We start from the raw sequence: 26,767 nt of genomic DNA, 5'->3' as shown, positions 1-26,767 counted from the left end.
TGTTACAAATAACCCATGTATGCCTAAAATGCTTAATGACTCTTGTACTTTACTTAAAATATAACTTGACAAAGTAAAATGGGTTCATGTATATTAAGGTTACAAATTAAATAGGATATAGAGGTTGCAGTCAACATAATTAGTCTAAAGGAGCCGACGGGCGTGGATATTAGATGAAAGGGGCGATTGCCGAAATGGTGGATATGGTGATATTCATCGTTGGTGTGTATATTAATAGTGTGCAGACTGTCGCGGCAAAATAGTCGGCTGCGGAGAGCTATCGACAATACTAAAAACTAATGAGTTCCTAGTTTATACGATAGATGTGTAAACTAGGATTTTTTTGTTTTTAAATGCGTTAGGCCTTTGTTTTAGGAGGAATTATGGCGGATAATCAACAACAGACGGGACATTTAAAGAGAACAATGAAAACCCGTCATCTTTCAATGATTGCATTGGGAGGGACGATTGGAACAGGACTGTTTGTTGCATCGGGAGCAACGATTTCTCAGGCAGGACCATTTGGAGCGTTGACTGCTTATGCTGTTATTGGTGTAATGGTTTACTTTCTAATGACCAGCTTGGGAGAAATGGCAACTTATATGCCTATTTCAGGTTCATTTTCAGTTTATGCTGACCGTTTCGTTGATCCAGCATTTGGCTTTGCGATGGGGTGGAACTACTGGTTTAATTGGGCCATTACAGTAGCTGTAGAAGCTGCAACCGTTGGGGTTGTCATGGGATTTTGGTTACCAAATGTCCCCAGTTGGATTTGGTCGACGATTGTTTTGGTGTTAATTACAGTGATTAATTTGTTCTCAGCTAAGGCTTATGCTGAGACGGAGTTTTGGATGGCCATGATTAAAGTCACTGCAGTTGTTGCCTTTTTAATTGTTGGATTACTAACTATTTTAGGTATTATGTTTAAGCAACCTGATGTGTCGCATAACCTGTCAGCCGGTGGCAATCATGGGTTTGTTGGTGGCTTTGGCGGTATTTTGTCAGTGTTTATGGTTGCTGGTTTCTCATTCCAAGGGACTGAGATGGTCGGAATTACAGCTGGTGAATCAGAAACACCTGAAAAATCAGTACCTGCTGCTGTAAAGCAAATTTTCTGGCGTATTTTACTATTTTACATTTTATCTATTTTCATTATTGGTGCAATTATCTATTACAAGGATCCAAGCTTGTTGCACTCAAGTGAAACAAATATTGCTGTCTCACCATTTACTTTGGTATTTAAGTCTGCTGGACTAGCCGCGGCAGCTTCTATCATGAATGCAGTTATTCTAACAGCAGTTGTATCATCAGCTAATTCGGGGCTTTATGCATCTTCTCGTATGCTTTACTCAATGGCAATAGACGGGTTGGCACCTAAGATTTTCAAGCGGGTTAATATCCGGACTGGAATTCCAGTTCCTGCCTTATTAGCTACGGTTGCTGTAGGATTATTTACCTATGTTACATCGATATTTGGTCAAGGATTGTACTATTACTTAGTTGCTGCTTCTGGTTTGACTGGTTTTATTGCTTGGATTGGTGTTGCCATTTCGCATTACCGTTTCCGTCGAGCATTTATTGCGCAAGGTAGAGACGTTAATAGGTTACGTTATAAAGCAAAGTGGTTCCCATTTGGACCAATCGTTGCATTGGTCTTATCGATTATCGTTGTTGTTGGACAAGATACAGCATCATTTAAAGGCTCGATTGCTGACTGGAATTGGCCTGGTATTATCACGACATACTTAGCTATCCCACTATTCTTAGTTTTGTACTTTGGTTATAAGATCAAGCATCATACTAAGCTACGCAAGCTAACGGACGTTGATTTGGATACTAATGCGCGATCATTAGATTAAATAAATTACTAAGATTAGGACAATTTGTCCTAATCTTTTTTTATATATAAAGAATAAAAAAAGATTTAAAATTATGATAGCGCTTTATTGCTTAATATAAAAAGGTTCCTAATTTTAGGGGATAAAAACTGTTCTACTGATGAAACAAACGCCGAATTGAATTTGTATACAAAGAAAGTGATAAATAGTACAATGATTGCAGATAGATAGAAGTAGCAATATCTTTTACTAAGGAGAAGTTTTAATCATGAAGAAGACCAAGATTGTTTCAACGCTTGGACCAGCCAGCTCTGATGTAGAGACGATTACAAAGATAATCGAATCTGGTACAAATGTTGTCCGTTTCAATTTTTCACATGGTGATCATGAGGAACATTTGGGACGAATGAATGCAGTTCGTGAGGCCGAGAAGGCAGCTGGTAAGAAAGTTGGTTTCTTGCTAGATACCAAGGGTGCTGAGATTCGTACCACTGTACAAGAGCCTGGTAAGATTGAATTTAACATTGGTGATGTTGTTCGTATTTCAATGGATTCTTCTATTGAAGGTACGAAGGAGAAGATTGCTGTAACTTATCCTGGTTTGTTTGATGATGTTCATGTTGGTGGTCATGTCTTGTTTGATGATGGTAAGCTTGACATGGTAATCACTGAAAAAGATGATGCAAACAAGGAATTGGTAACTGAAGTACAAAACCACGGTATCTTGGGATCACGTAAGGGTGTTAACGCCCCAGGTGTTGCAATTAACCTACCTGGTATTACTGAAAAGGATGCTGATGATATCCGTTTCGGTTTGAAGAATGGTATTCAATATATTGCTGCATCATTTGTTCGTAAGGCTGCTGATGTACTTGAAATTCGTGAATTGTTAACTGAATCACATCACGAAGAAGTTATGATTTTCCCAAAGATCGAATCACAAGAGGGAATTGATAACTTTGATGAGATTTTGGAAGTTTCTGACGGATTAATGATTGCTCGTGGAGACATGGGTGTTGAAATTCCAGCAGAAAATGTTCCTTTGGTACAAAAGAACTTGATTCGTCGCTTAAATGCAGCTGCTAAGCCAGTTATTACAGCTACGGACATGCTTGATTCAATGCAAGAGAACCCTCGTCCAACACGTGCAGAGGCATCTGACGTTGCTAATGCTGTGTTTGATGGTACTGATGCAACGATGCTATCAGGTGAATCTGCCAACGGTGCTTACCCAGTTGAGGCTGTAGCAACGATGGCTCGTATTGATGAGAAGGCAGAAACATCATTGGCAATGAATGGTCACCATGATGTTGATCACTTTGATACAACTGACGTCACTGAGTCAGTCGCATCAGCTGTGGCCAATGCTGCTGGTAACTTGGATATTAAGGCAATTGTTGCTGCAACTAATTCAGGTTACACAGCAAAGATGATTTCAAAGTATCGTCCAAATGCTGATATTTTGGCAATTACCTTTACAGAAGGTGTACAACGTATGTTGAACATTTACTGGGGTGTACAACCAACGATTGCTGAACCAGTGGGTGACACTGATGCAATGATTGAGTTGGCAAAGCGCGAAGCTGTTAAAAACGGTGTTGCAAGTAAGGGTGATACAATCATCGTTACGGCAGGTATCCCTGTAACAACTTCAGGTACGACTAATTTGATGACAATTGTTACAATTGACTAAAATTATATAAATAAAACTAATACACTTAATAATTGGTATAGCTGATTGTTAGGTGTATTTTTTGTTTGTTTGTATAAGATGGGCGTTTGCGTTATTTTGTGGTATTCTAAACGTAATTAGAACAAAGTAATAGTAAATGAGGGATATTCATGAGTTGGCAAAAAATTGTTGTAGAGACACAGACTGAGGCGATTGAAGCAATCAGTAACATATTAATGACACATGGTGCAGAAGGTGTTGAAATTGATGACTCTGCAGAATTGGCACATTATCAACCAGCTGATGCTACCGTGATGGTAAAAGAAGACGATATCGTTCATCGTTTGAGTGGCGCAGCTGTGACTGGCTATTTTGCAAATGAAATTGATTTACAACCGATGACAGAGACTATTCAAGCTGAAGTTGACCAGTTGGCCGAATTTGGACTGGATGCACATCCAGGTACAGTTAGTGTACAGTCAGTAGCTGATGCTGATTGGGCAACTGAATGGCAAAAGTATTATCATCCAGTTCGTGTAACACGTCATATAACGGTTGTACCTAAGTGGGAAGAGTATCAGTCAGTGCAATCCGATGAGGAAGTGATTGTTTTAGATCCAGGGATGGCTTTTGGTACAGGAACGCATCCGACAACAAAGTTAATGATGCAAGCATTGGAAGTTGTTGTACGTGGTGGAGAATCTGTCATTGACCTCGGAACTGGTTCAGGCGTGTTAGGAATTGCAGCCCGCTTATTAGGCGCTGACGATATTCTAGGAACAGACATTGATGAAGTTGCGGTAAAATCAGCACAAGGTAATGTTGATTTAAATCCAAAGGCTGCTGACATGCAGTTGATGGTTAGTGATTTGTTAAAAGATGTTCCTGATAAAAAATATGATATAGTAATTGCTAATATGCTAGCAGAAGTGTTAGATATGTTGATTCCAGATGTTACTAATATTTTGCAACCAGATGGTTATCTGTTATTATCTGGTATTTATTATGATAAACGTGATCAGATGATCAGTGCATTAACAGCGCAAGGCTTAGTTGTTGAACAATCAATGAAGTTAGGCGACTGGTACGGTATTATTGCAAAGTTTAAGAATGAGGATGATTAATGCAGAGATATTTTTTGGATGAGGTGCCTACTGGTGAAGAATTTCAATTACCAGAAAAAGTCGCACATCATTTTATAACTGTTTTGCGAAGTCGCGAAGGTTCTCAGGCGGAATTTGTATTACCAAATCGGCAGGAAATTATTATTGCTAAAGTCGTAAGGTTCGAACTAGAGCGTCCAATTATGGCGATTGTTTCACGACAAGAGGCCCACGTTGAATTACCAGTTGATACAACAATTATTATTGGATTATCTAAAGGTGACAAGCCTGAATGGGTTGTACAAAAGGCAACGGAGTTAGGCGTTCATCACATTATCGTTGTTGAAACGGCGTGGTCGGTTGTTCATTGGGGTCAGAAAGCGGCTAAGAAAATTACCCGTTTGAATAAAATAGCTACTTCAGCAGCAGAACAAGCTCATCGACTACGGATACCTGATGTCAGTTATGTTGCATCACTAGCAGATTTAGTGGTTGATAGTACAGTGAAATTAGTGGCTTGGGAAGAAAGTGCTAAGCAAGGGGAAACTAGTCAATTGGTTCAACAATTAAATGGCTTACGACCTGATGATTCCGTCAGTTTCTTATTTGGCCCAGAAGGTGGTTTATCTTCACAAGAAGTTGATGCATTAGTGAAACAAGGCTTTGTGCCAGTAGGGTTAGGCCCCCGTATTTTGAGAGCTGAGACAGCACCATTATATGCTTTGAGTACTTTAAGTTATGTTATAGAATTAAATATATAGTAATGAAATAGGAGTTTTTATATGAAAAGGTTTAATAAAACTTTTGATTGGCGTTTTTGGATTTTAATGCCAATTTTTGGCATTCTTTTTCCATATGTCATTAACTTGACGAAACTAACCGCTAATTTCAAAATTATCGTATTACTTTTTATTGTTAATATGGTATTTAGCGTTATTGCTGGTCGTTTTCTACGTCATACAGGTGGACTTTGGGTGTTGTTACTGGTTTGGCCAATCGTATTCTTAATTTCGGTTTGGCTACACATAAATTCGATGTTCTATGGTTATTACCTTGCTTTGTTGTATTTGATTTTAGAAGTTTTTGCATTTACTAGTGGCCAAGAAGAAGAATTTGATATTGATAAGCAAATTCCAGTTGATGGTGGCTTTAGCGAAGTTTAAGGGCGTTATTTATATTAAGTAGTTGTCGGTGTTATGGCATATAAATGGCCGGAAACTATAAATCTATAATTAATCTGCTTTAAGTAAAAGGAGTTTGGGACAGTATCCCAAACTCCTTTTTTATTGCTACTTTGCCATGAAAAAATGCCTTTTACAGCATCACATAGGTTTTTAATGCCCACTTTTTCCCACCGTTTCTGGATGCATCATTTGGTGTTTAATTTGTTGTTAAAATTACGCATAATTGTAAACTTTATGTTAAAAAAGTCACTATGTACCGATACATCGGTATTCTTAACAATAAATGTTTTAAAAAACAAGGTGGTAATAGGTGGGGAAAGGTGGTTGAAAGTGGGATATTGTGGTAAATTAAATGTATTGAATTGTCGAATAGATTGGTGAATTGTTATTGTGACATGTCGAAATTTAGAGAGGAGGAATTAGCTGATGTTCATGGGAACGTATCAACATGCATTAGATACAAAGAATCGGCTGATTATCCCGGCTAAATTTCGAAACCAGTTAGGTGAGTCTTTTGTAATCACCCGATGGATGGATCATTCATTGCGTGCCTATACCCTTGAGGGATGGCAAGACTTTTCAAAAAAGATAAATGCATTGCCAGAAACTAACTCAAAAGCACGTCAATTTAAGCGTTTTGTTTTTGGTGGTGCGATTGAAGTTGAATTTGATAAACAAGGGCGTATTAACCTGTCACAAACATTACGTGATTATGCAAAAATCGAAAAAAATGTAACTGTTTTCGGTCTTGGGGACACAACCTTCGAATTATGGAGCACTGAGAAGTGGCAGGCTTATGAAGATGAAACTGCAGAAAACTTCGACGATATTGCGGATGGTTTGGAAGAACTAGGATTTTAATAGCTTCATATGAATTGAAAGGAACTTAAATACCGATGACGGAGTTTAAACACGTAACAGTATTATTAGAAGAAGCAATTGATGGCTTAAATGTCCAGCCAGATGGTGTCTATGTTGATGCAACGCTAGGTGGTGGTGGCCACTCTAAATTATTAGCTAGTCGGTTGGATCATGGTAAATTATGGTCATTTGATCAAGATGTCACGGCCATTAAATATAACGAAAACCATCTAGCGGATGAATTAGCTGCTAACAAAGTGGCATTCATCCAGACTAATTTTCGTCATTTACATGATGCGCTAGTTGAGCAGGATGTCTCTGGGATTGATGGTATCGTTTATGATTTGGGTGTCTCTTCACCACAGTTTGATGACGGTCAACGTGGTTTTTCATATAAGTATGATGCACCGTTAGATATGCGTATGGATCAGTCACAAGCATTAAATGCAAGAACCGTTGTTAATGAATGGTCATTTCATGAGTTGTTGCGTATCTTTTCACGTTATGGTGAGGAGAAATTTGCAAAACAGATTGCAAGAAGAATTGAACGTGAACGAGAAATAAAACCGATTGAAACAACATTTGATTTAGTTAATATCATTAAGGAAGCTATTCCAGCAGCAGCGAGAAGAAAAGGTGGACATCCAGCCAAGCGTACTTTTCAAGCCATTAGAATTGCTGTGAATGATGAATTAGGAGCGGTAGAAGAGTCTTTGGCACAGGCATTGGAGATGTTGAATGTCCATGGTCGGATTGCGGTAATTACATTCCACTCACTTGAAGATCGACTTGTTAAGACGATGTTTAAAGAAAAAGTAACAATACCTGATTTACCATCAGGCTTACCAGTTATTCCAGAAGAAATGCAACCAGATTTTAAATTGGTTGTTCGAAAACCAATTTTGCCATCAGACGAAGAACTAGCCACTAATAGACGTGCACATTCTGCCAAATTACGAATTATAGAACGTATCAAGTAAAAATGATGGAGGAAGCCCACTATGGATGGATTGCCCAAATACAACGATAGTAATGTTGTAACAAAACAAATTAGTCGTCCAAAGACAAATGCGAGACATAAAGCAGTCAAAAATGTGAAAATGGTTAAACCTAAGTGGGATACAGTAGATTTCATGATGGTTGGCGCAGCGGTTCTAACGGTTATCGTTATGGCCTTTTTAGTCATTTTTATGGCCAATAAGAGTGCAACAGCAAATACGCAGTTGTCGACGACATCCGCACAGTTGGAACAGGTTCGCGATAAGAATAATGACCTGAAACAGGAAGTTAGTGATTTATCTAATCCGGATCGGTTGAATAAGATTGCTGAAAAGAATGGACTAACACTTAATAATCAAAATATAAGGAACGTAAAGTAGCATGGTAAAAAAACGACGGATGCCAAAACGTGATCAACCGGATAAAAACAGTCGTAATACAGGCAAGATTCTGCTTATATTAATGATGCTGGTGCTGGTTGTGTTGGGGGTCCGTTTTTCTTATGTCGCTATCACAAAAGATGTACGGGGGCATAAGTTAGACAAGGCAGCCCAGCTAATCTACCGTAGTCAAAATGAAATTCAAGCTAAACGAGGCGAAATTTTTGATGCAGTAGGTAACCCACTAGCAGAATCTTCAACAACTTATACATTGGCGGCTGTACTAGATAGCAGTCAAAAGTCTTCTAAAGGTAAGCCAATGTATGTTAAGAAGGGCCAGGATAAGGCTGTTAGTGAGAAAATTGCAAATGTCATTGGTGGTAAAGCCAAGACGTACGAAAAGTTAATTAAAAGTGGTCGTAAGAATAACTTAAAGCAAGTCCAGTTTGGACAAGATGGTTCAAATTTGAATGTTAAAAAGTATAAGCAACTTAAAGCACTTAATGTGCCAGGATTAACTTTCACACCAAGCGAATCACGTTTATATCCTAATGGGACCTTTGCATCTGATCTAATTGGCTTAACAAAAAATGACAATAGTAGTGATGGTAAAGTCATTTCAGGAATAACTGGTATCGAAAAATCTTGGAATAAACAATTGACTGGTCACAATGGTGTCAAAACAACCTCAACAGATACCAATGATCGTGCAGTTTCAAAGAAAAATCTAGCTGTTAAAAATGGTTATGATATATACACGACAATCAATACAAAATTACAAACAACTCTAGAAAAGAGTATGCAAACGCTCGCCGATGATATGCAACCTAAAGCGGCACTTGCAGTGGTCATGGATACGAAAACTGGTAAAATTGTTGCAACGACCCAACGACCATCTTATAATGCCACAACAGGTGAAGGTATTGGAGATCTTTGGACGAACCAGTTATATGGGACCGCGTTCGAACCAGGTTCGGTTTTGAAAGGAATCACACTGGCAGCGGCTATCGATTCTGATAATTGGGATGAAGACGATACTTATGAATCAGGTACGTTAAAGATCGGTGACAAAAAGGTTACTGATTGGAATGATGGTGAAGGATGGGGACGTATCACGTATGGAAGAGGAATTGCAGCCTCTTCTAACGTGGCGATGGCCCTAACTGAGCAAGAAATGGGTGCACAAACTTGGCGTAAATACCTGAATAAATTTAAGTTTTTAAAATCAACGAACTCAGGCTTTAGCGATGAAGCAAAAGGTGGCATGCAATTTAAGTATCCAATTGAGCAAGCAAACACTGCTTTTGGACAAGCCATATCTGTGACACCGTTACAGATGATGCAAGGCTATTCAGCGATTGCTAACAATGGTAAGGAATTACAGCCACAAATTATTGAGAAGGTAGTGGATCCAAATACTAATCGAGTCGTCTCACAACCTAAAGCGAAAACTGTTTCCAAACCAATTAGTAAGTCTAGCGCGAAAGCGACGCGTAAACAATTGGAAGATGTTATCTATTCTAAGCATGGATTAGGAAAAGATTATGCCATTCCGGATGTTCGGACAACTGGTAAGTCTGGAACAGCTCAGGTGGCTACTTCTTCTGGATATTCATCACCAGGAGATAACACTAATGAAATTCACTCATGGATGGGGATGGCACCCTCAAACAATCCACGTTATATGATGTATATTGTGACAAAGCAGCCACAAAAAAATACAGATAATATTGCAAAAGATATGTCAGATGTCTTCAAAAAGGTGATGGCACAAGCTTTGGATATGTCTGAAAGTGACAATAAGGTGGTTGTTAGTTCTAATAATCAAGAGGTGGGTGTACCAACGGTTGTCGGTGGTGTAACGAAAGAATCTACAAAAGAGATAAAGTCCAATCGTCTGACACCGGTTGTCATGGGTGACGGTAAAACAATTAAAAGTCAATCAATAACTGGCGGTGAAAAATCAATTGTTGGTCAACGTATTTTCTTGAATACAGGTAAGAATATTGCTGTGCCTAATATGGCCGGTTGGGCAAAAAGTGATGTATTAGCTTGGGCAGAGTTGGCAGATATCAAGGTTAACATCAAGGGTAATGGATTTGTGACGACCCAATCAGTCAAGGCAGATTCAAAATTATCTGATGGTTATCATGAAATTACGGTAGAATTTAAAGAGCCTAAGACGTCAAACTAGGAATATAGGTGAGTGAGAGGAGTAGTCGAATGTCGACTTTTTTAGTGGGACTATTATTTAGTCTAATTGTTACGGTACTGGTAGTGCCGCGTCTACGAGATTGGTTTAAAAAAATTAAAGTAGCCCAAATGGTTATGCGTACTGGGGAACATGAGCCGGATCATGCTGCCAAAGCAGGAACACCAACTATGGGTGGCGCTGGGTTTATTCCAGTTGTTGTTATCGGTTTTATTATTTTAGCGTTAGTCACTAAAAATGCTGCTTCAACGGGTTGGGCAACTTTGATTGCGATTGTAGTATTCGCAATTGTAGGCGCTTTTGATGATAGTATTAAAGTCTTCAACCATCGTGATGAAGGCTTACGATTTTTACCCAAGCTATTTGCTGAAATTGCAGCTGCTATTTTGGGTGTGATCGTACTAGCCTTAGGTAAGTTTGATTTCTTCTTAAACTTACCATTCGGGTTAGGCGAATGGTATAGTGTGATTGCTTACACTTTGTTTACGATTTTCTGGCTAGTTGGTTGGTCAAATGCAACTAATTTAACTGATGGGTTAGATGGTTTGGCATCAGGAACAGCTATTATTGCGTATGTTGCATATCTAGTGATTGCTATCGTGCAAGGCGATATGACGATGGTCTTGTTGGACGCATTAATAATTGGCGCTTTACTTGGCTTCCTGTTCTTCAATCATTATCCAGCAACTATCTTTATGGGTGATACCGGATCCCTTGCCCTGGGAGCTGGATTAGCAATGAATTCATTGGTATTACACCATGAATGGTCATTATTGATTATTGGTTTTGTCTTTATGATTGAAACGCTAAGTGTCATTATTCAGGTCACTAGTTTTCATTTCTTCAAGAAACGTATTTTCTTAATGACTCCTATTCATCATAGTTTTGAAAAAGGTGGTCTAACTGGTAATACGGAGAAACCATGGAATGAATGGCAAGTAAATCTATTCTTTTGGGGAACTGGACTAGTTATGGCAGTACTTTATCTTGTATTCTGGTTCTCATAAATAAAAATAATCATGGGGTGCGATTCCCCGTATACATATCTTAAAAAAGGGGCTCTTAATAATGAATAAACACGTATTAATAATTGGATTTGCACGTTCAGGTGCAGCCGCGGCCAATTTATTGCAAAGTGAAGGCGCCCACGTGACTGTTTCGGATCCTAAGCTAGACACTATGGATGAGAAAGTAAAGGCATTGAAGGCAAATGATGTGCAATTTACCACTGATCAATCAGTTGAACTATTAAAGAATGTTGATATAATCGTCAAAAATCCAGGTATTCCGTACACAATTCCGATATTGGTAGCTGCCCAAGAACAACAAATTCCAATTGTTGTTGAAGTGGCTCTTGCCCAACAGTATATTCAAAAAAACTGGGTTGCTGTAACGGGATCTAATGGGAAGACAACGACAACAGAGATGATTTCATCTGTGTTGAGGGCACAGTCGGGAAAAGGTCACGTGCTAGTTGCGGGTAATATTGGTACCCCAGTTAGTGAAGTTGCTCCTCAAATGACAGCGGATGATGTGTTAGTCACTGAGTTATCATCTTTCCAGTTAACGGGTATGCCAGCTCCCAAGCCACATATTGCGGTGTTAACTAATATTTTTGGTTCACATTTGGATTTTCATGGGACACGGGCAAACTATGTTGCTGCTAAAATGAACATTACAAAACATCAAACGGCAAATGATTTTTTTGTTATTAATTATGATAAAGAAGAATGGCGTCATTTAGCGGAACAAACAAAAGCAACCATTATACCTTTCTCACGGGAAGGTTTCAGCGAAGCAGGTGCTTATTTGAAAGCAGGCAACTTATATTATCAAGAAGAAGTTATTATGGCTGCTGACGAATTAGGAGTTCCTGGTACACATAATATAGAAAATGCACTAGCTGCGATTGCTGTTGGTAAACTAATGGGAATTGACACAGAGAGCATTGCGAAAGCATTAAAGAGCTTTTCGGGAGTAGAGCATCGATTACAATTTGTTGGTAAGTTCTACGATCGTCAAGTGTATAATGATTCTAAAGCAACTGATATTGAAGCAACGGAAATGGCTTTATCTGGATTTAATGTGCCAGTAGTATTATTAGCTGGTGGATTAGATCGAGGAGATGATCAAATGCGACTTCTAACTGCGATGAAGCAGCATGTTAAGGGCTTGATTGTATTCGGAGAAACGGCTGATAAATTGGCTGAAGTTGGTAAAACGATTGGGATACCAGTTGTTCACGCCAAGGATGCACCTAGTGCGGTAAAACCAGCCTTTGAGTTAAGTGAAGCAGGTGAGGTCATTCTATTATCTCCCGCTGCTGCATCTTGGGATCAATTTCCAGATTTTGAAACAAGAGGAAACTTGTTTGTCGATGCCATAAAAAATTTTAAAAATTAGACAATAAAGATTAGAGGGGATTAGATATGCGTATTATTGTATCTGGTGGTGGCACAGGTGGTCACATTTATCCAGCATTAGCAACAGTTCAGCGCTTGAAAGCATTGGAACCTGATACAGAGGTTTTATATATTGGTAGTGAACGTGGCTTAGAGGGTAGTATCGTACCTAAAGCTGGCTTTAACTTCAAATCATTGAAGGTACAAGGCTTCCATCGCTCATTATCGCTAGACAATTTTAAAACAATCTACCTTTTTTTGAAGGCAACTCGTGAAGCTAAAAAATATTTAGACGCATTTAAGCCGGATGTGGTTGTTGGTACTGGTGGTTACGTTTCTGGTCCTGTGTTGTATGCTGCGCAACAAATGGGGATTCCAACGGTTATCCATGAACAAAATTCAGTCGTAGGAGTAACGAATAAATTTTTGGCCCGCAAGGTAACCAAAGTTGGGGTGGCTTTTCCAGCAGCATTACCAGCTTTTAAAGATAATTTAGCAACGATTGTTGGTAATCCTAGAGCACAAGAAGTTGTTGATGGTCAGGGTAGCTTTGATTGGGAAGGCTTAGGCTTATCACCTAATAAGCCATCAGTGCTTGTTTTTGGTGGTTCACAAGGGGCTATTAAAATTAATGCGTCAATGATTGATGCTTTATCAAGTTTTGCCAATAAACCATATCAAGTTATTTTTGTTACTGGATCAAAACGTTTCGATGACGTTAAGCAAGAGATGGCTACGAAAAAGATTGAAACGACAGAAAATGTAGCGGTTGTACCATATATTAGTAATATGCCGCAATTGATGCCAAGGGTTTCCCTAGTTGTTGGCCGAGCAGGTGCGACAAGTTTAGCGGAGCAAACAGCTTTGGGTAAACCAATGATTCTTATTCCTAGCCCATACGTGACTAATGATCATCAAACGAAAAATGCACGTAGTTTAGCAAATGCTGGGGCTGCTGAGATGATTACAGAGGAATCGCTATCTGGTACAACTCTATTTGGTACGATTGATCAATTGATGACAGATGAGAAACAACGCCAACTAATGGCAGAGGCAGCGATGAAGATGGGTGTTCCTGATGCTGCAGATCAATTTATTGCATTGATTAAGAGCGTTATAAAGTAATTTATTTCTGTGAGGAGTCTGTAGGAGGTTACGATGACTGATAAAAAAGAAAATCCGCATAATAAAAAAGACCATGCGAATTCCTCTGATATTCAGGCGCATTTAAATGCTTTATTATCAGGGAAGGTTGAGTCATCAAAACCAAAGCGGTCAAAACATTTAGATGAAAAAGAATCGCAATCCAATCCGAAACAAGCGGATGATAAGCAAGGCACCAAAGATGATCATGACACCGATATCTCAGATGAGGCAGTTAAGCCCGATGATGACGAGGTTAAGACAACAAAGCATAAACGTCCAAAAAGAAAACGCTTTTTATTTTCGCACGAGAAGGCAGCGATTAAAACGCTGATTGTTTTATTGATTATGGCTGCTGGATTGATTTACTTGATTTCACCAGCAAATCAAGTGCAAAAATATGAGGTTGTTGGTACACATGAGTTGTCGGATAAAACGATCTTACGTGCTGCAGGCTTAAAAACGGGGCAACCACTACTAACCACATTAAATCAAAGCGACTATTTTAGTCGCATGGCAAAAAGCAAAAATCCTCAAATTCGTCATTTAAAATTGACAAGGAAGTCAGATAATACGCTACAAGTAAAAGTTGATGAAATTGTCAAAGTTGGTTATGTTAAGGTTGATAATAAATACTACCCGATATTAGAGAATGGTAGTATGTTGGATCGCGGTTTAAGTAATCAACAAGTTGGTGGCTTGCCGATATATGATGGTTTTACGGCAGATAAACAGTTACGAAAAACATTGTCAGAATTTGGCAAACTTTCTGATCCATTAAGACATGCAGTATCAGAAATAGTTTGGTCACCAAATAGTCAAAATAATCAACGATTACTAATTTACATGAATGATGGTAACCAAGTGTTGATTAGTGCAGACGAAATGTCAAAGAAGATGAAGTACTATCCGGGGATGGTTGCACAACTAAATAAAACCGGGGTAGCAGATTTGCAAGTAGGAGCATATTTTAAACCATATGATTAATAAAACTAGGCGCAGGTCTGGAAGAATGCCCCTAAAGTATGGTATTATTCTTAAAGAATTGTTTATTTATTTAAACATTTTGTATGGTAGTCAAAGGAGGAATTAAGATGGCCAACCATGGATTAATTGTTGGTCTTGATGTTGGGACTAACACCATTAAAGTGCTAGCAGCAGATGTTAGAGATCAACAGGCTAATATTGTAGCGGTTGGTCGATCTGTTGCACACGGTGTAAAGAAGGGCGTTGTTGTTGATATTGATGCAACAGCGACTGATATTCGTCAAGCAGTAGCACAAATAAACGAGCAGACTGAACAACCGATAACAGAAGTTGTTGCAAGTTTACCTGCAAGCAACATTCAAATTCAGCACGTGAAGGGAACTGTAACGGTTAAAGATAGTCAACATATCTCATATGAAGATGTGGCTAATACTGTACAGGAAGCAGTTAAGATACAATTGCCTTCAGACCGTGAAGTAGTTGAATTAATTCCGACAGAATTTGTAGTCGATGATTTTGATGGCATCCAAGATCCAAATGATATGGTGGGGATGCGACTAGCAATGCATGGTATTGCTTATACAGCACCAAGAAATGTCATGGGTAATTTACGCATGGCTATTAGTAAGTCTGGACTACAACTTCGTGATTTTGTTTTGGCACCATTAGCATATAGTAAAACATTGCTGGATGATGGCCAACAAGAATTTGGTACAATTTTGTTAGACATGGGAGCTGGGCAAACCTCAGCCACCGTTGTCCATGAACACCAACTCAAGTTTTTGTCATCATTCCCGGCAGGAAGCGACAATATTTCTCGAGATATTAGTACAGTTCTTGAATTAGGACTACATGATGCTGATATGTTAAAGCTTGATTCTGGTTTTGCACTATCAAAGTTAGCGCAAGACGAAAATCAACTTGTTATCAAGAAAGTTAGTGCTGAAGAGCTTGAACAAATTTCGGAAACATTACTGGCGCAGATTATTGAAGCCAGAGTCATGCAAATCTTAGGAAAGCTTGGCGAAAAACTAGACTTGGTTGGTGCATTTCAAATGCCTGGTGGCGTTATTGTGACTGGTGGTGGTGCCGCTTTACGTGGTATGACGGAAGCTATTCATGATGCTTATAATGTGCAGACAAAATTGTTTGCGCCAGATGATATTGGCTTACGCCATCCTGGCTACGCCGGTGCATGGGCATTAGTACACTATGCAGCACAGCAAACACCAATTCAATTGGTTGTAAAGCAAGCTTTGTATGGGCTACCACTTGTTGTTCTCGGACAGCCTAGTATGGGAGCACAATTACCACGTGAGAAGCGTGGCGAAAAGAAAAAGCAAAAAGTCGAACAACAACGTGCCCCTCAAATTGAACCTGAAAAGGCCGAGTCGACTGAAGTAACTGATGAAGAACAACCTAAGAAGAAAAATAGGATTAAGAATTTCTTTGCGGAGTTCTTTGACTAATTCATAAATTAACAAAAAAGGAGCTCAATATGGATTTGCAAATGGACATGAACCAAGAATACGGTGCGACAATAAAGGTCATCGGAGTTGGTGGCGGTGGTGGAAATGCTGTCAACCAAATGGTAACTGATGGTGTAGAAGGTGTAGAGTTTATCGTTGCTAACACCGACGCACAAGCTCTTGATCGTTCTTCAGCAGAGAATAAGATTCAAATTGGATCAAAAGCTACGCGCGGTCTTGGGGCTGGTGCTCGTCCTGAAGTTGGTGAAGCAGCAGCTAAAGAGAGCGAACAAGAACTAACTGAAGCATTGCAAGGTGCTGATATGGTCTTTGTCACTGCCGGAATGGGTGGTGGTACTGGAACTGGTGCTGCACCTGTTATCGCTAAAATTGCTAAAGATTCTGGTGCATTGACGATTGGTGTTGTGACCCGTCCATTCTCTTTTGAAGGGCCAAGACGTGGTAAGTCTGCAGCCGAAGGATTAGCAAAGTTAAAGGACAATGTCGATACATTGATCGTCATTGCTAATAACAATTTGTTACAAATCGTTGATAAAAAGGCACCTATCATGGAAGCCTTCAAGATGGTCGACGATGTGTTACTACAAGGTGTATCAGGAATTTCAGATTTGATTACAAAGCCTGGAATTATTAACCTTGACTTTGCGGATGTTAAGACAGCGATGGCTAGTCAAGGCACTGCTTTGATGGGAATTGGTTCTGCATCTGGAGAAAACCGTGCAGCCGAAGCAACACGTAAGGCAATTGCATCACCATTGTTGGAAGCAAAAATCGAAGGTGCAACAAATGTGTTGCTTTCTGTTAAGGGTGGCGCTGATATGTCATTGTTTGAAGCGCAAGAAGCTTCTGAAACAATTGCCCAAGCATCAGGCACTGATGTTGACATTATCTTTGGTACAACGATTGATATGGAAATGGAAGGTGACTTGGTCGTCACAGTTATTGCAACTGGCATTGACCGTCCAGAAACACCACGCCCAGAAATCAACTTAGGTGCTAACAAGCAAGCTAGTCCTTTCCAGGCGGTTTCAGAACAACCAGTTCAACCACAGCCACAACAACCTGTTGTTAATAATGATCCTTTTGCAGATTGGGGTACACCTTCTGAGCAGCCTAAAGCGCCGCAACAAAGTGCGCCAGCACAATCAGCTGCACCATCTCAACAACAATCAGCACCATCTCAACCAAGTTCATCTGAAGAAGAAATTGAGCGTCCAGCTTATTTCAATTGGATGAAGCGTGGTGATAAGTAAGGAGACTGGTCATGGCATTTAAGTTTAAAGATTATATTTTTGGTGTTGATGATAACTATTATTATGAAGACGATGATTCAGAAAATAGTCAGGAAGACCAAAAATCAACAAACTTCACAGAATCAAATAACAATGCCACTCGTCCAACAAATGAGCGACGTGCAAATGTTCTCAAAATGGATGGATCAAGAGATGATCCAGCTAAGATAGCTTTGTACGAGCCACGTACATATGCAGATGCCCAAACGATTGCTACCCAGTTACTTGGCGGTGAAGCGGTTATCGTTAATTTAGGATCAATCGATGAAAACACTGGTAAGCGTATTTTAGATTACCTTGGTGGCACGGCATTTGCAGTTGACGGTACGATTGAGCGAGTTGGTGAACGCATATTTTTAGCAACCCCGCATAACTTCGAGATTTCAGGAACAATTTCCCAGAATCTCGGACAACAATTTAATTAATAGGTGGTAATATGTTAACAATCCTTGGATTATTAAATTTGCTACTCCGAGCATTAGAATTTGTCATCGTTATTTGGGTGTTGATGTCTTGGTTACCCGGGGCACAACATTCATCATTTGGTCAATTACTTGGTCGAATATCAGGTTTGATTTTGAACCCATTGCGACGATTTATACCAACTATTGGTATTATCGATTTAACGCCTTTAGTTGGGTTGATTCTATTGCAAGCAGCTGAAATGGGATTGCAAGCAATTGCTCGAACAATGATATAGAGAAGATTATGGTTGATAATGTAGCACAACATTTCCGCCCTAATGAAGCCACGTTTCTTAATTCAGCGGAAGGCTTGGTTCGTCAGGTATTGGATGAATATAGTCCAGTCTTGACGAATTTTTTGAACCCAAGAGAAATTTATATTCTAACAACTTTGGTCAATCAGCAGGATGATTTAAAAGTATTTCAATATGGCGGATATCCGAATGCCGAAAATCAACGATTATTGATTGCACCAAACTATTATGTGCCAGTATTAGACGACTTTGATTTAAAGGTTATTCAAATTAAGTATCCTGAAAAATTTACAACGTTACATCATAGTACAATTTTAGGTACTTTCATGCATAATGGTATTGCACGGCAAAGTATTGGTGATATTATTAAGGGTGAGAATGAAACGTGGTATTTTGTCGCCACTAAGGCGATAGGGACATTTATTTTACAACAGCTAGATCACATTGGTAAGGCGAAAGTCCGCTTTAAAGAAGTGACGGGTGACCACATTACTGTGGTTGATAATGAATGGACAATCATTAATACAACGGTGAGTTCTTTACGACTAGATAGTATCGTCGCAAATGGGTATAATATTTCTAGGAACCATGCGAAGCAGATGATTGAACATGATTTAGTACGAGTTAATTGGACTGATATTAATAAGCCTGATTATGTCCTAGCTGTTAACGATTTGGTTTCGGTACGACAGTATGGTCGTTTGAAAATTGACGAACTTAATGGTTTAACTAAAAAAAATAAATGGCGAATAACAATGGCCGTTATTAAAAAATAGATTGGAGAAATCTCATGGCATTGACCCCACAAGAAATACATGCAAAAGAATTCACGACAAGTCGCAGCAAATGGTATGACAAAGCAGAGGTTTCTGACTTTTTGGATCAAATTGTGACAGATTATGATGCTTTGATGCAAGAAAATCAAACATTGAAGACGCAATTGGCAGAAGCTGATGCAAATGCTAAGCAAGTTGAGGAGATGAAACAATCAGTAAATTCATCTATCTTAATTGCCCAAGAGGCTGCTGACCGTTTGAAGAAGCAAACTGAGGCTGAAGCCGAAGCAACATTGCAACAAGCACAAACTGAAGCACAAAAGATTGTGATGGAGGCAAATGCAAAGGCAAATGCGCTATTGACTGATTCACAAAACAAAAATGAAGCACTAGTTGCTGAAAAAGAAGGCTTGGATAAGGAAATGGGTGCTTTCAAGGCAAAAATTGAAGGTATGCTACAAGCGCAATTGGATATGGTGCAAACTGATGAATGGGCCGCATTCCAACAACCTGCTTCATATCAAGAGCCATCAGCAGTAGCTGGTTCTGAGCCTGAGCCTGCTTCTGAAGCTGTTTCGGAAGATGATGCCGATACAGTTGTTATTTTCCCAGAATCAAGTGAAGATTCAGAAAATTTCTTGAATAAGGATAACTAATTAGTTATTATAGATAGCATAAAGTTTCTGACCAAAAAGTATAGTTTATTCTAACCAGCGACTTAGGAGATGGTGTGAGCCTAAGATAGTAACGAAGTATACCTATCAGCAGAAAAACAGTACACATACATTTTGAAGAGGCAATTTATTAGGTTAAATTGTGAATTCGGGTGGTACCACGGTTAAAAACGTCCCGCATTAGTCAAAAATGACTGATGCGGGTTTTTTGTTACCAACTTATTGATTGGTAATCAACAATGGGTTGAGGAAAGGAAAAACTTATGAAAATCAAGAAAACATTAAATCTTGGTAAAACCAAGTTTCCAATGCGTGGTAATTTACCACAAACAGAGTTACAACGCGAAAATATTTGGTTTGAAAATAAAGTCTATGAACGTCGTCAAAAATTAAATTCAGGTAAGCCATCATTTATGCTACATGATGGACCACCATACGCCAATGGTAATATTCATATTGGTCATGCAATGAATAAGATTTCAAAGGATATCATTGTACGTTATAAGTCTATGAATGGCTATTATGCACCATATGTTCCAGGATGGGATACTCATGGGTTACCCATTGAGCAACAATTAACAAAGGCTGGTAAAGATCGTAAGAAGGTTGGCCCAGTTATTTGGCGTAAGATGGCTGATGAGTTTGCTCATAAGCAAGTTAAGAAACAAATGGCTGATTTCAAGCGTTTGGGAGTATCTGGTGATTGGGATAACCCATATTTAACTTTGCAACCTTCTTTTGAAGCTGCACAGCTTCGTGTGTTTGGTAGTATGGCAAAGCGCGATTTGATTTTCCGTGGTAAGAAACCAGTCTTTTGGTCATGGTCATCAGAATCAGCTTTGGCCATGGCTGAAATTGAATATCATGATGTAACGTCAGAGTCAGCATTTATTTCTGAACAAGTCAAAGATGGTAAAGGACTACTAGGTGAAGATACCTATCTAGTTGCTTGGACAACGACACCATGGACAGTACCTGCTTCACAGGCGTTGGCTGTTCATCCTGATTTTAAATATGTTCAAGTGCAACCAAAGAATGTAGACAAGAAGTATCTAGTTGCTGAATCATTACTAACAACATTGTCAGAGAAGTTTGGCTGGGAAGAGCCAGAAATTTTGGCAACTTTTGAAGGTAAAGATCTTGAATACATAGTGACAAAGCATCCTTATATCGATCGTGATATTTTGGTTGTTTTGGCTGATTATGTAACCGACGACACTGGAACAGGTTTGGTTCATACCGCTCCTGGCTTTGGTGAAGATGACTTTATGACTGGTAAGCGTTACGATATCAAACCAATTATGAATGTTGATGATCGTGGATACTTAACGGCCGAAGCTGGTGAAGATTTCGATGGTGTATTCTATGAAGATGCTAATGAGGTATCATTGCAGAAGTTAAGAGATGTTGATGCCCTCGTGCAGTCTGAGCCTATTACACACAGCTACCCATTTGATTGGCGTACGAAGAAACCTATTATTTTCCGAGCTGTCCCACAATGGTTTGCATCAATTGATGGTTTCCGTCAAGAGATTTTGGACGCATTAGATGAAGTGACTTTCAAGCCTGCATGGGGTAAGAAGCGTCTGTACAACATGATTCGCGATCGTGGCGATTGGGTTATTTCTCGTCAACGTGTCTGGGGTGTACCACTACCAATTTTCTATGCCGAAGATGGTACGGCCATTATTGATGTTGATGTCATCGATCATGTTGCTGATTTAGTGGCTGAACATGGTTCAACAGTATGGTTTGAGCGTGAGGCCAAAGATTTATTGCCTGAAGGTTATACGAATGAACATTCACCTAATGGAGAATTTACCAAGGAAACAGATATCATGGATGTTTGGTTTGATTCTGGTAGTTCACATCAAGGAGTTATGGCAACTCGACCAGAGCTAGAATTCCCAGAAACAATGGTTTTGGAAGGTTCTGATCAATACCGTGGTTGGTTTAACTCTTCATTGATTACATCAGTAGCGGTCACTGGTAAGGCACCCTATAAGGAAGTTGTTTCACAAGGATTCACCTTAGACGGTAATGGTGAAAAGATGTCAAAATCAATTGGTAATATCATTGATCCAAATGAAGTTATCAAGAAGATGGGTGCTGAAATCATTCGTCTATGGGTATCAACAGTGGATACGTCTGCTGACGTACGTGTATCAATGGACATCTTGTCACAGACCTCAGAAACCTACCGTAAGATTCGTAATACGATGCGTTTCTTGTTAGCTAATACAACTGATTTTAATCCTAATGAAGATGCGATTGCATATGACGACTTAACACCAGTTGATCAATACTTCTATGCACGCTTTAACCAGTTGGTGGGGGAGCTAAAAGCAGCTTATGATACCTATGATTTCCAAGCAGTGCATAAATTATTAGTTAACTTTATTAACGTTGATTTGTCAGCCTTTTATTTGGATTTTGCTAAAGACATTTTGTATGTTGAAGCACCAGATGGACATTTGCGTCGTTCGCTACAAACCGTTTTGTACAAGATTGTCGTTGGCTTGGACAAGTTAATGTTGCCAATTTTGCCACATACAGCGGAAGAAATCTTTGAGTATTTGCCATATGAGACAGAGGACTTTGCTTACTTAACTGATATGCCAGAGACAGAAGATTTGGGTGATACCAAAGCCTTATTCGAAAATTGGACTTCGTTTAAGACATTACGTAATGCCACGAATAAAGCTTTGGAAGAGGCTCGTAACGCTAAGTTGATTGGTAAGCCAGCTGAGGCTGCCTTAACGTTGTACTTGACCCCTGAACAGGAACAAGTAGTGACATCATTGAATCAAGATATCCGAGTATTATTGCTCGTATCTCAGTTGCATCTCGCTAATGCGGCAGATGCGCCTGCAGATGTTATTGAATACGACGGTTATAAGATTCAAGTAGCGCATGCCGTTGGTGAGGTTTCACCACGAGATAGAATGTACCATACTGACTTGGGAACAGATAAAGATTTCCCAATGTTATCAGCACATGAGGCAGAAATCGTCCGTGAATACTTCCCAGAAGCATTAACAGAAGGTTTAGAATAAGTATCATTAATGCGTTTTAAGCATATGGAGGTTGGGACATTTGTTTTGTCCCAACCTCTTTTTTTGATTATAATGGATAGTAACTACTTAAAATGGATTGGAGAATCACTGCATGACGAAATTATATTTTATCCGCCACGGAAAGACTGTGTGGAATGCTGAAGGGCGTTTTCAAGGTTCCGGCGGCGATTCACCATTATTACCTGAGTCAGTGGCTCAAATTGCTGAATTGGGTGACTTTCTCAGTGATATTAGTTTTGCCCATGCTTTTACGAGCCCGATTAAACGGGCGATGGATACAGCCGAACAAACAATTGCTTATATGGACGACCAACCAGAATTAACCGTTTTGGATGGGTTAAAGGAGTTTTCATTTGGCATTTGGGAAGGTTTGACGTTTCAAGAAGTTAAACAGGATTGGCTAGCTATGTATGAGGCATCACGGCATCACCCAGAAAAATTTGATGCTAGTCAGGTACCAGGATCAGAAACATTTGAGGATGTTCAAGAACGCTTTAGAAAGGCAGTTTATTATGCTGTTCAGGCATATGGTGGTCCTGATGTAAACTTAATATTCTTTAGTCATGGCGCAGCCCTTACGGCAGGAATGGGGGGCTTATTAGACATTCCATTAGCGAACTTACGTGACCGCGGTGGATTAGGAAATACGAGTACCTCAGTACTAGAGACGAATGATGGTGTTAAGTTTAAGGAATTAATTCGAAATGACACAAGTTATTTGAATGTATCCGCTAATGTATCAAATACAATTTAGATTAGGTAGGGGAAAATGGCTAAAATAGATGATGAAGTTCAAAAAGATATCAAACAGTTGGTTAAGGATATCACTGAGCATCCTGATCATTGGCAAGCTTATGTTGATTTAGTAAATGTTTTAACAGTCACTAACAGCTTGGTTAAAGCGGAAGATTTAGCGTTAAAAAGTTTGTCTATCTTTAAAGACAATGCAGATGCGCAACAAGAGCTGTTTTATGCAACTGGTAATGTTTATTACACAGCGGCTGATTACACGCGTGCAACCAGCTTTTTCAATAAGATTACAGATGAAAAATTAAAGTATGATGCCATCATGATGCAGGCACAAAGTTTTTACGCACAAAACAAATTTAAACAGGCACTTGCTTTCGCGCTAACAGCTGTTCAACAAGATAACCAAGATTTAAGTGCACAGGTTTTGTTGGGCAACATTTGGTTGAGTTTAGGTGATAGTAAAGCAGCACGAGAAGCTTTTGATGCAGCACTCGCAATAAATCATGCCAATTATTCAGCAAATTTTGGGCGAGGTGTCGTGGCTGAAGCTTTGAATGAGCAGGATAATCAATGGTTACAGGCTGCTCAAAATATAAATCCAAAACAATATCAAGCAGATGCTGGTCGTTTAGATGATTTAATCAAGGTAATGTTGGGGAGCACAAGTGATGAGCGAAACTCAAACTGATCTTTTGGCGGATGAAACGACCGAGCCAACGGTTATCGGTCAAGTTGCGAATATCGTTTTTTCGGCGCAAAATTCTTTTTATAAGGTGTTGCGGATTACCATCGTGGGAAAAAATTTTGAATTTGATGATGATGAAATGACAGTTACTGGCAACTTTGGCGATATTCAAATAGGTGCCAGTTATGAGTTTAAAGGACAGCTGAAAGAACATCCCCGCTATGGTGTGCAGTTTGTGGCAACAAATTATCATCGACAAGCAGCTAGTTCAATATCAGGATTAGTCGCCTACTTTTCTAGTGAAAAATTTCCCGGTATTGGTAAAGCAACCGCAACGAAAATTGTTGATACTTTAGGAACGGATGCGATTGATCTAATTTTAGATAATGAAAAAGTGTTAGCAAACATTGATATTTCAGAAAAAGCGCAACAGGTCATTATTAACCAATTAGCGAAGTCTGACGGTATGGAACGGGCGATAATTGCATTGAATGATTTTGGCTTTGGTTCTAATTTAGCAACAACGATTTACCAAAAATATCAACAAGAGACGTTAACTATTTTAAAAAAGAATCCTTATCAATTAGTTATCGATATTGATGGGGTGTCGTTTAAAAGAATTGATCAATTTGCATTACAACAAGGGATTGATGCATTAGATGAACGGCGAGTTAATGCGGGTGTGATCGCTGCTATTAATTTAAAGACTTTTGAGTCCGGTGATACGTATATGGTATTACCTGATTTATTAGCTACCACAAAGCAAATTCTTGAGCGTGCACAACGGGTAGTGGTGGATGATGATTTAATCAAACAAGCACTATTAGCATTGACTAAAGAAGGTATTGTTGTTGCAGATGGTAGTTACCTCTATATTAGGGAAATTTATGAGTCTGAAAATCAAATTGCCAAACACCTCGTTGATTTAACTGAAAGAAAACAGCATACTTATTCGAGAAAACAAGTTGTTAAATATTTGGATGAAGTTGAATCGGCCAATGATTTTAAATATGATACAACCCAACGTGAGGCGATAATCGCGGCTTTAACTAACCAATTATTTATTCTGACTGGTGGACCAGGAACCGGGAAAACGACGATTATTAGTGGTGTTGTTGCAACGTTAAAAAAGTTACTCAGACAAGATGGTATGAAGTCTGATGAAATCGATCAAGGCATTCATTTAGCCGCGCCAACTGGCCGGGCAGCTAAGCGATTGCAAGAATCAACGGGGATGCTTGCTAGCACAATTCATCATTTACTGGGTATAACCGGTCGTGAGGCTAATTTAGATGATGTTGATATTGAAGAATTGACCGGGCAATTATTAGTTGTTGATGAAATGTCGATGGTCGATACACAGCTCTTTGCAACATTATTATCAGCAGTACGGCCTGATATGCAAGTCATATTAGTTGGTGATAAAGATCAACTACCATCTGTTGGTCCAGGACGCGTTTTTTATGATTTATTGGCAAGTGGCATTCTAAATTATCGTGAACTTGAGACGATTCATCGCCAAGGTAAGGGTTCAACTATTATTTCCTTAGCGAATGACGTTAAAAACGGTCACTTACCAGATGACTTTAAAGAACAAAAATTAGATCGATCATTTTTTGCAGCTGATTTAAGACGGGTGCCAAGCCTAGTAGAAAAAATTGCTACGAGTTGGCAAAAAAAAGGCCATTCTGTGGCCGATATGCAAATATTAGCACCGATGTATCGCACACAGGCTGGTGTTAATCATCTGAATGAAATTGCGCAAGATATATTTAATCCCCTGTCGAGTAAAAAGAAAACTATTTCAGTAAAAAATGGGGCAATCACATTCAATTTTCGGGTTGGCGATAAGGTCATGCAGACGACAAATGACCCAGAAAATAATGTCTTTAATGGGGATATCGGTTATATTTCGACGATTCTACTAGCAAAAGATAAAGCGAATACAGATAAAAAAGATGTGATTACGGTATCGTTTGATACTGGTGAAGTGATTTATACCCGTGAAAACTGGCAACATCTTACGCTAGCTTATGCGACGACCATTCATAAATCACAAGGAACGGAATATAAGTTGGTTATTATGCCGTTGGTGAGTGCTTTTTCGCGTATGCTACAAAGAAACTTGCTTTACACTGGTTTAACCAGAGCTAGTGAGTCGCTAGTCTTATTGGGCCAGGAGAGTGCTTACCAACAAGCAGTCCTAACCACTGGCGTCGATCGACAGACTACCTTACAGGCACGGATTATGCAGTATGCTAATCAACAGGCAGTACCAAAGGAACCACAAGAGGTGGCGGCAACGACTGTGGCTGAGCAGCCTGTTTCGCATGTGAAAAAAGAACGTGAAGTAGCCGATGATGAGATTAAAAAAACAATACCAAAGTCAATACATGATAATTATCTACTCACAAATGAATTGATTGAGAGCCATCAAATTGATCCTAATATTGGGTTAGATGGGCTGACACCAGCAGACTTTATGTCTGTCTGAGTGAAATAAACTAGTCATTGCATCAATTAT

23 protein-coding genes and 1 riboswitch are annotated in these 26,767 nt (G+C 39.2%); all 23 genes read left to right on the top strand.

Annotated features, from left to right (window positions below; genetic code table 11):
• Positions 1-110 precede the first annotated feature (110 nt).
• Positions 111-288: riboswitch (Lysine riboswitch) on the top strand.
• A 95-nt stretch (positions 289-383) separates the two neighbouring features.
• The 23 genes from FFM62_RS05350 to recD2 all read left to right on the top strand — a co-directional run bounded on the left by FFM62_RS05350 (position 384) and on the right by recD2 (position 26,737).
• Positions 384-1,859, top strand: a complete 1,476-nt coding sequence (locus tag FFM62_RS05350; protein ID WP_115471188.1) for an amino acid permease — start codon at positions 384-386, stop codon at positions 1,857-1,859.
• 247 nt (positions 1,860-2,106) lie between these two features.
• Positions 2,107-3,531 carry a pyruvate kinase gene (pyk, locus tag FFM62_RS05345; RefSeq protein WP_115471187.1) on the top strand — a complete coding sequence of 475 codons (1,425 nt, stop codon included), beginning with the start codon at positions 2,107-2,109 and terminating at the stop codon, positions 3,529-3,531.
• Between the two features lie 149 nt (positions 3,532-3,680).
• Positions 3,681-4,634, top strand: coding sequence for a 50S ribosomal protein L11 methyltransferase (gene prmA / locus FFM62_RS05340; protein WP_115471186.1), 954 nt, complete (start codon positions 3,681-3,683; stop codon positions 4,632-4,634).
• Entirely contained in the window at positions 4,634-5,374 is a 741-nt protein-coding gene (locus FFM62_RS05335) for an RsmE family RNA methyltransferase (RefSeq protein WP_115471185.1), read from the top strand. The genes prmA and FFM62_RS05335 overlap by 1 nt, the downstream gene beginning before the upstream one ends.
• A 21-nt stretch (positions 5,375-5,395) precedes the next feature.
• The gene (locus tag FFM62_RS05330; RefSeq protein ID WP_115471184.1) at positions 5,396-5,776 is read left to right on the top strand and encodes a hypothetical protein; all 381 of its coding nucleotides are present in this window, start codon (positions 5,396-5,398) and stop codon (positions 5,774-5,776) included.
• A gap of 447 nt (positions 5,777-6,223) precedes the next feature.
• A complete protein-coding gene (mraZ, locus tag FFM62_RS05325; protein WP_115471183.1) occupies positions 6,224-6,658 on the top strand; it encodes a division/cell wall cluster transcriptional repressor MraZ in 435 nt (144 codons plus the stop codon).
• Positions 6,659-6,693: 35 nt separating this feature from the next.
• Entirely contained in the window at positions 6,694-7,638 is a 945-nt protein-coding gene (gene rsmH / locus FFM62_RS05320; protein ID WP_115471182.1) for a 16S rRNA (cytosine(1402)-N(4))-methyltransferase RsmH, read from the top strand.
• Between the two features lie 21 nt (positions 7,639-7,659).
• Entirely contained in the window at positions 7,660-8,037 is a 378-nt protein-coding gene (gene ftsL, locus FFM62_RS05315) for a cell division protein FtsL (protein ID WP_115471181.1), read from the top strand.
• 1 nt (position 8,038) lies between these two features.
• The gene (locus FFM62_RS05310) at positions 8,039-10,231 is read left to right on the top strand and encodes a penicillin-binding transpeptidase domain-containing protein (RefSeq protein WP_115471180.1); all 2,193 of its coding nucleotides are present in this window, start codon (positions 8,039-8,041) and stop codon (positions 10,229-10,231) included.
• A gap of 29 nt (positions 10,232-10,260) precedes the next feature.
• Positions 10,261-11,256: a phospho-N-acetylmuramoyl-pentapeptide-transferase gene (gene mraY / locus FFM62_RS05305; protein ID WP_115471179.1), complete on the top strand. Its 996-nt coding sequence runs from the start codon at positions 10,261-10,263 to the stop codon at positions 11,254-11,256.
• A 61-nt stretch (positions 11,257-11,317) separates the two neighbouring features.
• Positions 11,318-12,652, top strand: coding sequence for a UDP-N-acetylmuramoyl-L-alanine--D-glutamate ligase (gene murD / locus FFM62_RS05300; RefSeq protein ID WP_115471178.1), 1,335 nt, complete (start codon positions 11,318-11,320; stop codon positions 12,650-12,652).
• Positions 12,653-12,678: 26 nt separating this feature from the next.
• Complete coding sequence (gene murG / locus FFM62_RS05295) at positions 12,679-13,776, top strand: undecaprenyldiphospho-muramoylpentapeptide beta-N-acetylglucosaminyltransferase (RefSeq protein ID WP_115471177.1); 1,098 nt, start codon at positions 12,679-12,681, stop codon at positions 13,774-13,776.
• Between the two features lie 33 nt (positions 13,777-13,809).
• The gene (locus tag FFM62_RS05290) at positions 13,810-14,781 is read left to right on the top strand and encodes a cell division protein FtsQ/DivIB (protein ID WP_115471176.1); all 972 of its coding nucleotides are present in this window, start codon (positions 13,810-13,812) and stop codon (positions 14,779-14,781) included.
• Positions 14,782-14,888: 107 nt separating this feature from the next.
• The gene (gene ftsA / locus FFM62_RS05285) at positions 14,889-16,250 is read left to right on the top strand and encodes a cell division protein FtsA (protein ID WP_115471175.1); all 1,362 of its coding nucleotides are present in this window, start codon (positions 14,889-14,891) and stop codon (positions 16,248-16,250) included.
• A 29-nt stretch (positions 16,251-16,279) separates the two neighbouring features.
• Positions 16,280-17,524, top strand: a complete 1,245-nt coding sequence (ftsZ, locus tag FFM62_RS05280; RefSeq protein WP_075270019.1) for a cell division protein FtsZ — start codon at positions 16,280-16,282, stop codon at positions 17,522-17,524.
• A gap of 11 nt (positions 17,525-17,535) precedes the next feature.
• Positions 17,536-17,988, top strand: a complete 453-nt coding sequence (locus FFM62_RS05275; RefSeq protein ID WP_115471174.1) for a cell division protein SepF — start codon at positions 17,536-17,538, stop codon at positions 17,986-17,988.
• 11 nt (positions 17,989-17,999) lie between these two features.
• Complete coding sequence (locus tag FFM62_RS05270) at positions 18,000-18,263, top strand: YggT family protein (RefSeq protein ID WP_115471173.1); 264 nt, start codon at positions 18,000-18,002, stop codon at positions 18,261-18,263.
• Positions 18,264-18,271: 8 nt separating this feature from the next.
• A complete protein-coding gene (locus tag FFM62_RS05265) occupies positions 18,272-19,057 on the top strand; it encodes a YlmH family RNA-binding protein (protein WP_115471172.1) in 786 nt (261 codons plus the stop codon).
• Between the two features lie 14 nt (positions 19,058-19,071).
• Positions 19,072-19,713, top strand: a complete 642-nt coding sequence (locus FFM62_RS05260; protein WP_115471171.1) for a DivIVA domain-containing protein — start codon at positions 19,072-19,074, stop codon at positions 19,711-19,713.
• A gap of 281 nt (positions 19,714-19,994) precedes the next feature.
• Entirely contained in the window at positions 19,995-22,787 is a 2,793-nt protein-coding gene (gene ileS, locus FFM62_RS05255; RefSeq protein WP_115471170.1) for an isoleucine--tRNA ligase, read from the top strand.
• Positions 22,788-22,899: 112 nt separating this feature from the next.
• Complete coding sequence (locus tag FFM62_RS05250; RefSeq protein WP_075270013.1) at positions 22,900-23,562, top strand: histidine phosphatase family protein; 663 nt, start codon at positions 22,900-22,902, stop codon at positions 23,560-23,562.
• A gap of 15 nt (positions 23,563-23,577) precedes the next feature.
• A complete protein-coding gene (locus tag FFM62_RS05245; protein WP_115471169.1) occupies positions 23,578-24,246 on the top strand; it encodes a tetratricopeptide repeat protein in 669 nt (222 codons plus the stop codon).
• Positions 24,227-26,737 (top strand): SF1B family DNA helicase RecD2, encoded by a 2,511-nt coding sequence (gene recD2, locus FFM62_RS05240; protein WP_115471168.1) that lies wholly within the window; start codon positions 24,227-24,229, stop codon positions 26,735-26,737. Before FFM62_RS05245 ends, recD2 begins: the two co-directional genes overlap by 20 nt.
• Positions 26,738-26,767: the final 30 nt, after the last annotated feature.

Source organism: Weissella thailandensis (assembly GCF_005405465.1).
Taxonomy (GTDB): Bacteria; Bacillota; Bacilli; order Lactobacillales; family Lactobacillaceae; genus Weissella; species Weissella thailandensis.
This window is presented reverse-complemented; position numbering and strand designations above follow the sequence as displayed.

Coding starts and splice junctions, on each gene's coding strand:
- ftsL (WP_115471181.1), top strand. CDS start 7,660: ATGGATGGATTGCCCAAATACAACGATAGTAATGTTGTAACAAAACAA.
- FFM62_RS05330 (WP_115471184.1), top strand. CDS start 5,396: ATGAAAAGGTTTAATAAAACTTTTGATTGGCGTTTTTGGATTTTAATG.
- murD (WP_115471178.1), top strand. CDS start 11,318: ATGAATAAACACGTATTAATAATTGGATTTGCACGTTCAGGTGCAGCC.
- FFM62_RS05265 (WP_115471172.1), top strand. CDS start 18,272: ATGGTTGATAATGTAGCACAACATTTCCGCCCTAATGAAGCCACGTTT.
- prmA (WP_115471186.1), top strand. CDS start 3,681: ATGAGTTGGCAAAAAATTGTTGTAGAGACACAGACTGAGGCGATTGAA.
- FFM62_RS05350 (WP_115471188.1), top strand. CDS start 384: ATGGCGGATAATCAACAACAGACGGGACATTTAAAGAGAACAATGAAA.
- FFM62_RS05290 (WP_115471176.1), top strand. CDS start 13,810: ATGACTGATAAAAAAGAAAATCCGCATAATAAAAAAGACCATGCGAAT.
- mraZ (WP_115471183.1), top strand. CDS start 6,224: ATGTTCATGGGAACGTATCAACATGCATTAGATACAAAGAATCGGCTG.
- ftsZ (WP_075270019.1), top strand. CDS start 16,280: ATGGATTTGCAAATGGACATGAACCAAGAATACGGTGCGACAATAAAG.
- FFM62_RS05310 (WP_115471180.1), top strand. CDS start 8,039: ATGGTAAAAAAACGACGGATGCCAAAACGTGATCAACCGGATAAAAAC.
- FFM62_RS05335 (WP_115471185.1), top strand. CDS start 4,634: ATGCAGAGATATTTTTTGGATGAGGTGCCTACTGGTGAAGAATTTCAA.
- FFM62_RS05245 (WP_115471169.1), top strand. CDS start 23,578: ATGGCTAAAATAGATGATGAAGTTCAAAAAGATATCAAACAGTTGGTT.
- ftsA (WP_115471175.1), top strand. CDS start 14,889: ATGGCCAACCATGGATTAATTGTTGGTCTTGATGTTGGGACTAACACC.
- ileS (WP_115471170.1), top strand. CDS start 19,995: ATGAAAATCAAGAAAACATTAAATCTTGGTAAAACCAAGTTTCCAATG.
- FFM62_RS05260 (WP_115471171.1), top strand. CDS start 19,072: ATGGCATTGACCCCACAAGAAATACATGCAAAAGAATTCACGACAAGT.
- pyk (WP_115471187.1), top strand. CDS start 2,107: ATGAAGAAGACCAAGATTGTTTCAACGCTTGGACCAGCCAGCTCTGAT.
- FFM62_RS05275 (WP_115471174.1), top strand. CDS start 17,536: ATGGCATTTAAGTTTAAAGATTATATTTTTGGTGTTGATGATAACTAT.
- mraY (WP_115471179.1), top strand. CDS start 10,261: ATGTCGACTTTTTTAGTGGGACTATTATTTAGTCTAATTGTTACGGTA.
- FFM62_RS05250 (WP_075270013.1), top strand. CDS start 22,900: ATGACGAAATTATATTTTATCCGCCACGGAAAGACTGTGTGGAATGCT.
- FFM62_RS05270 (WP_115471173.1), top strand. CDS start 18,000: ATGTTAACAATCCTTGGATTATTAAATTTGCTACTCCGAGCATTAGAA.
- murG (WP_115471177.1), top strand. CDS start 12,679: ATGCGTATTATTGTATCTGGTGGTGGCACAGGTGGTCACATTTATCCA.
- rsmH (WP_115471182.1), top strand. CDS start 6,694: ATGACGGAGTTTAAACACGTAACAGTATTATTAGAAGAAGCAATTGAT.
- recD2 (WP_115471168.1), top strand. CDS start 24,227: ATGAGCGAAACTCAAACTGATCTTTTGGCGGATGAAACGACCGAGCCA.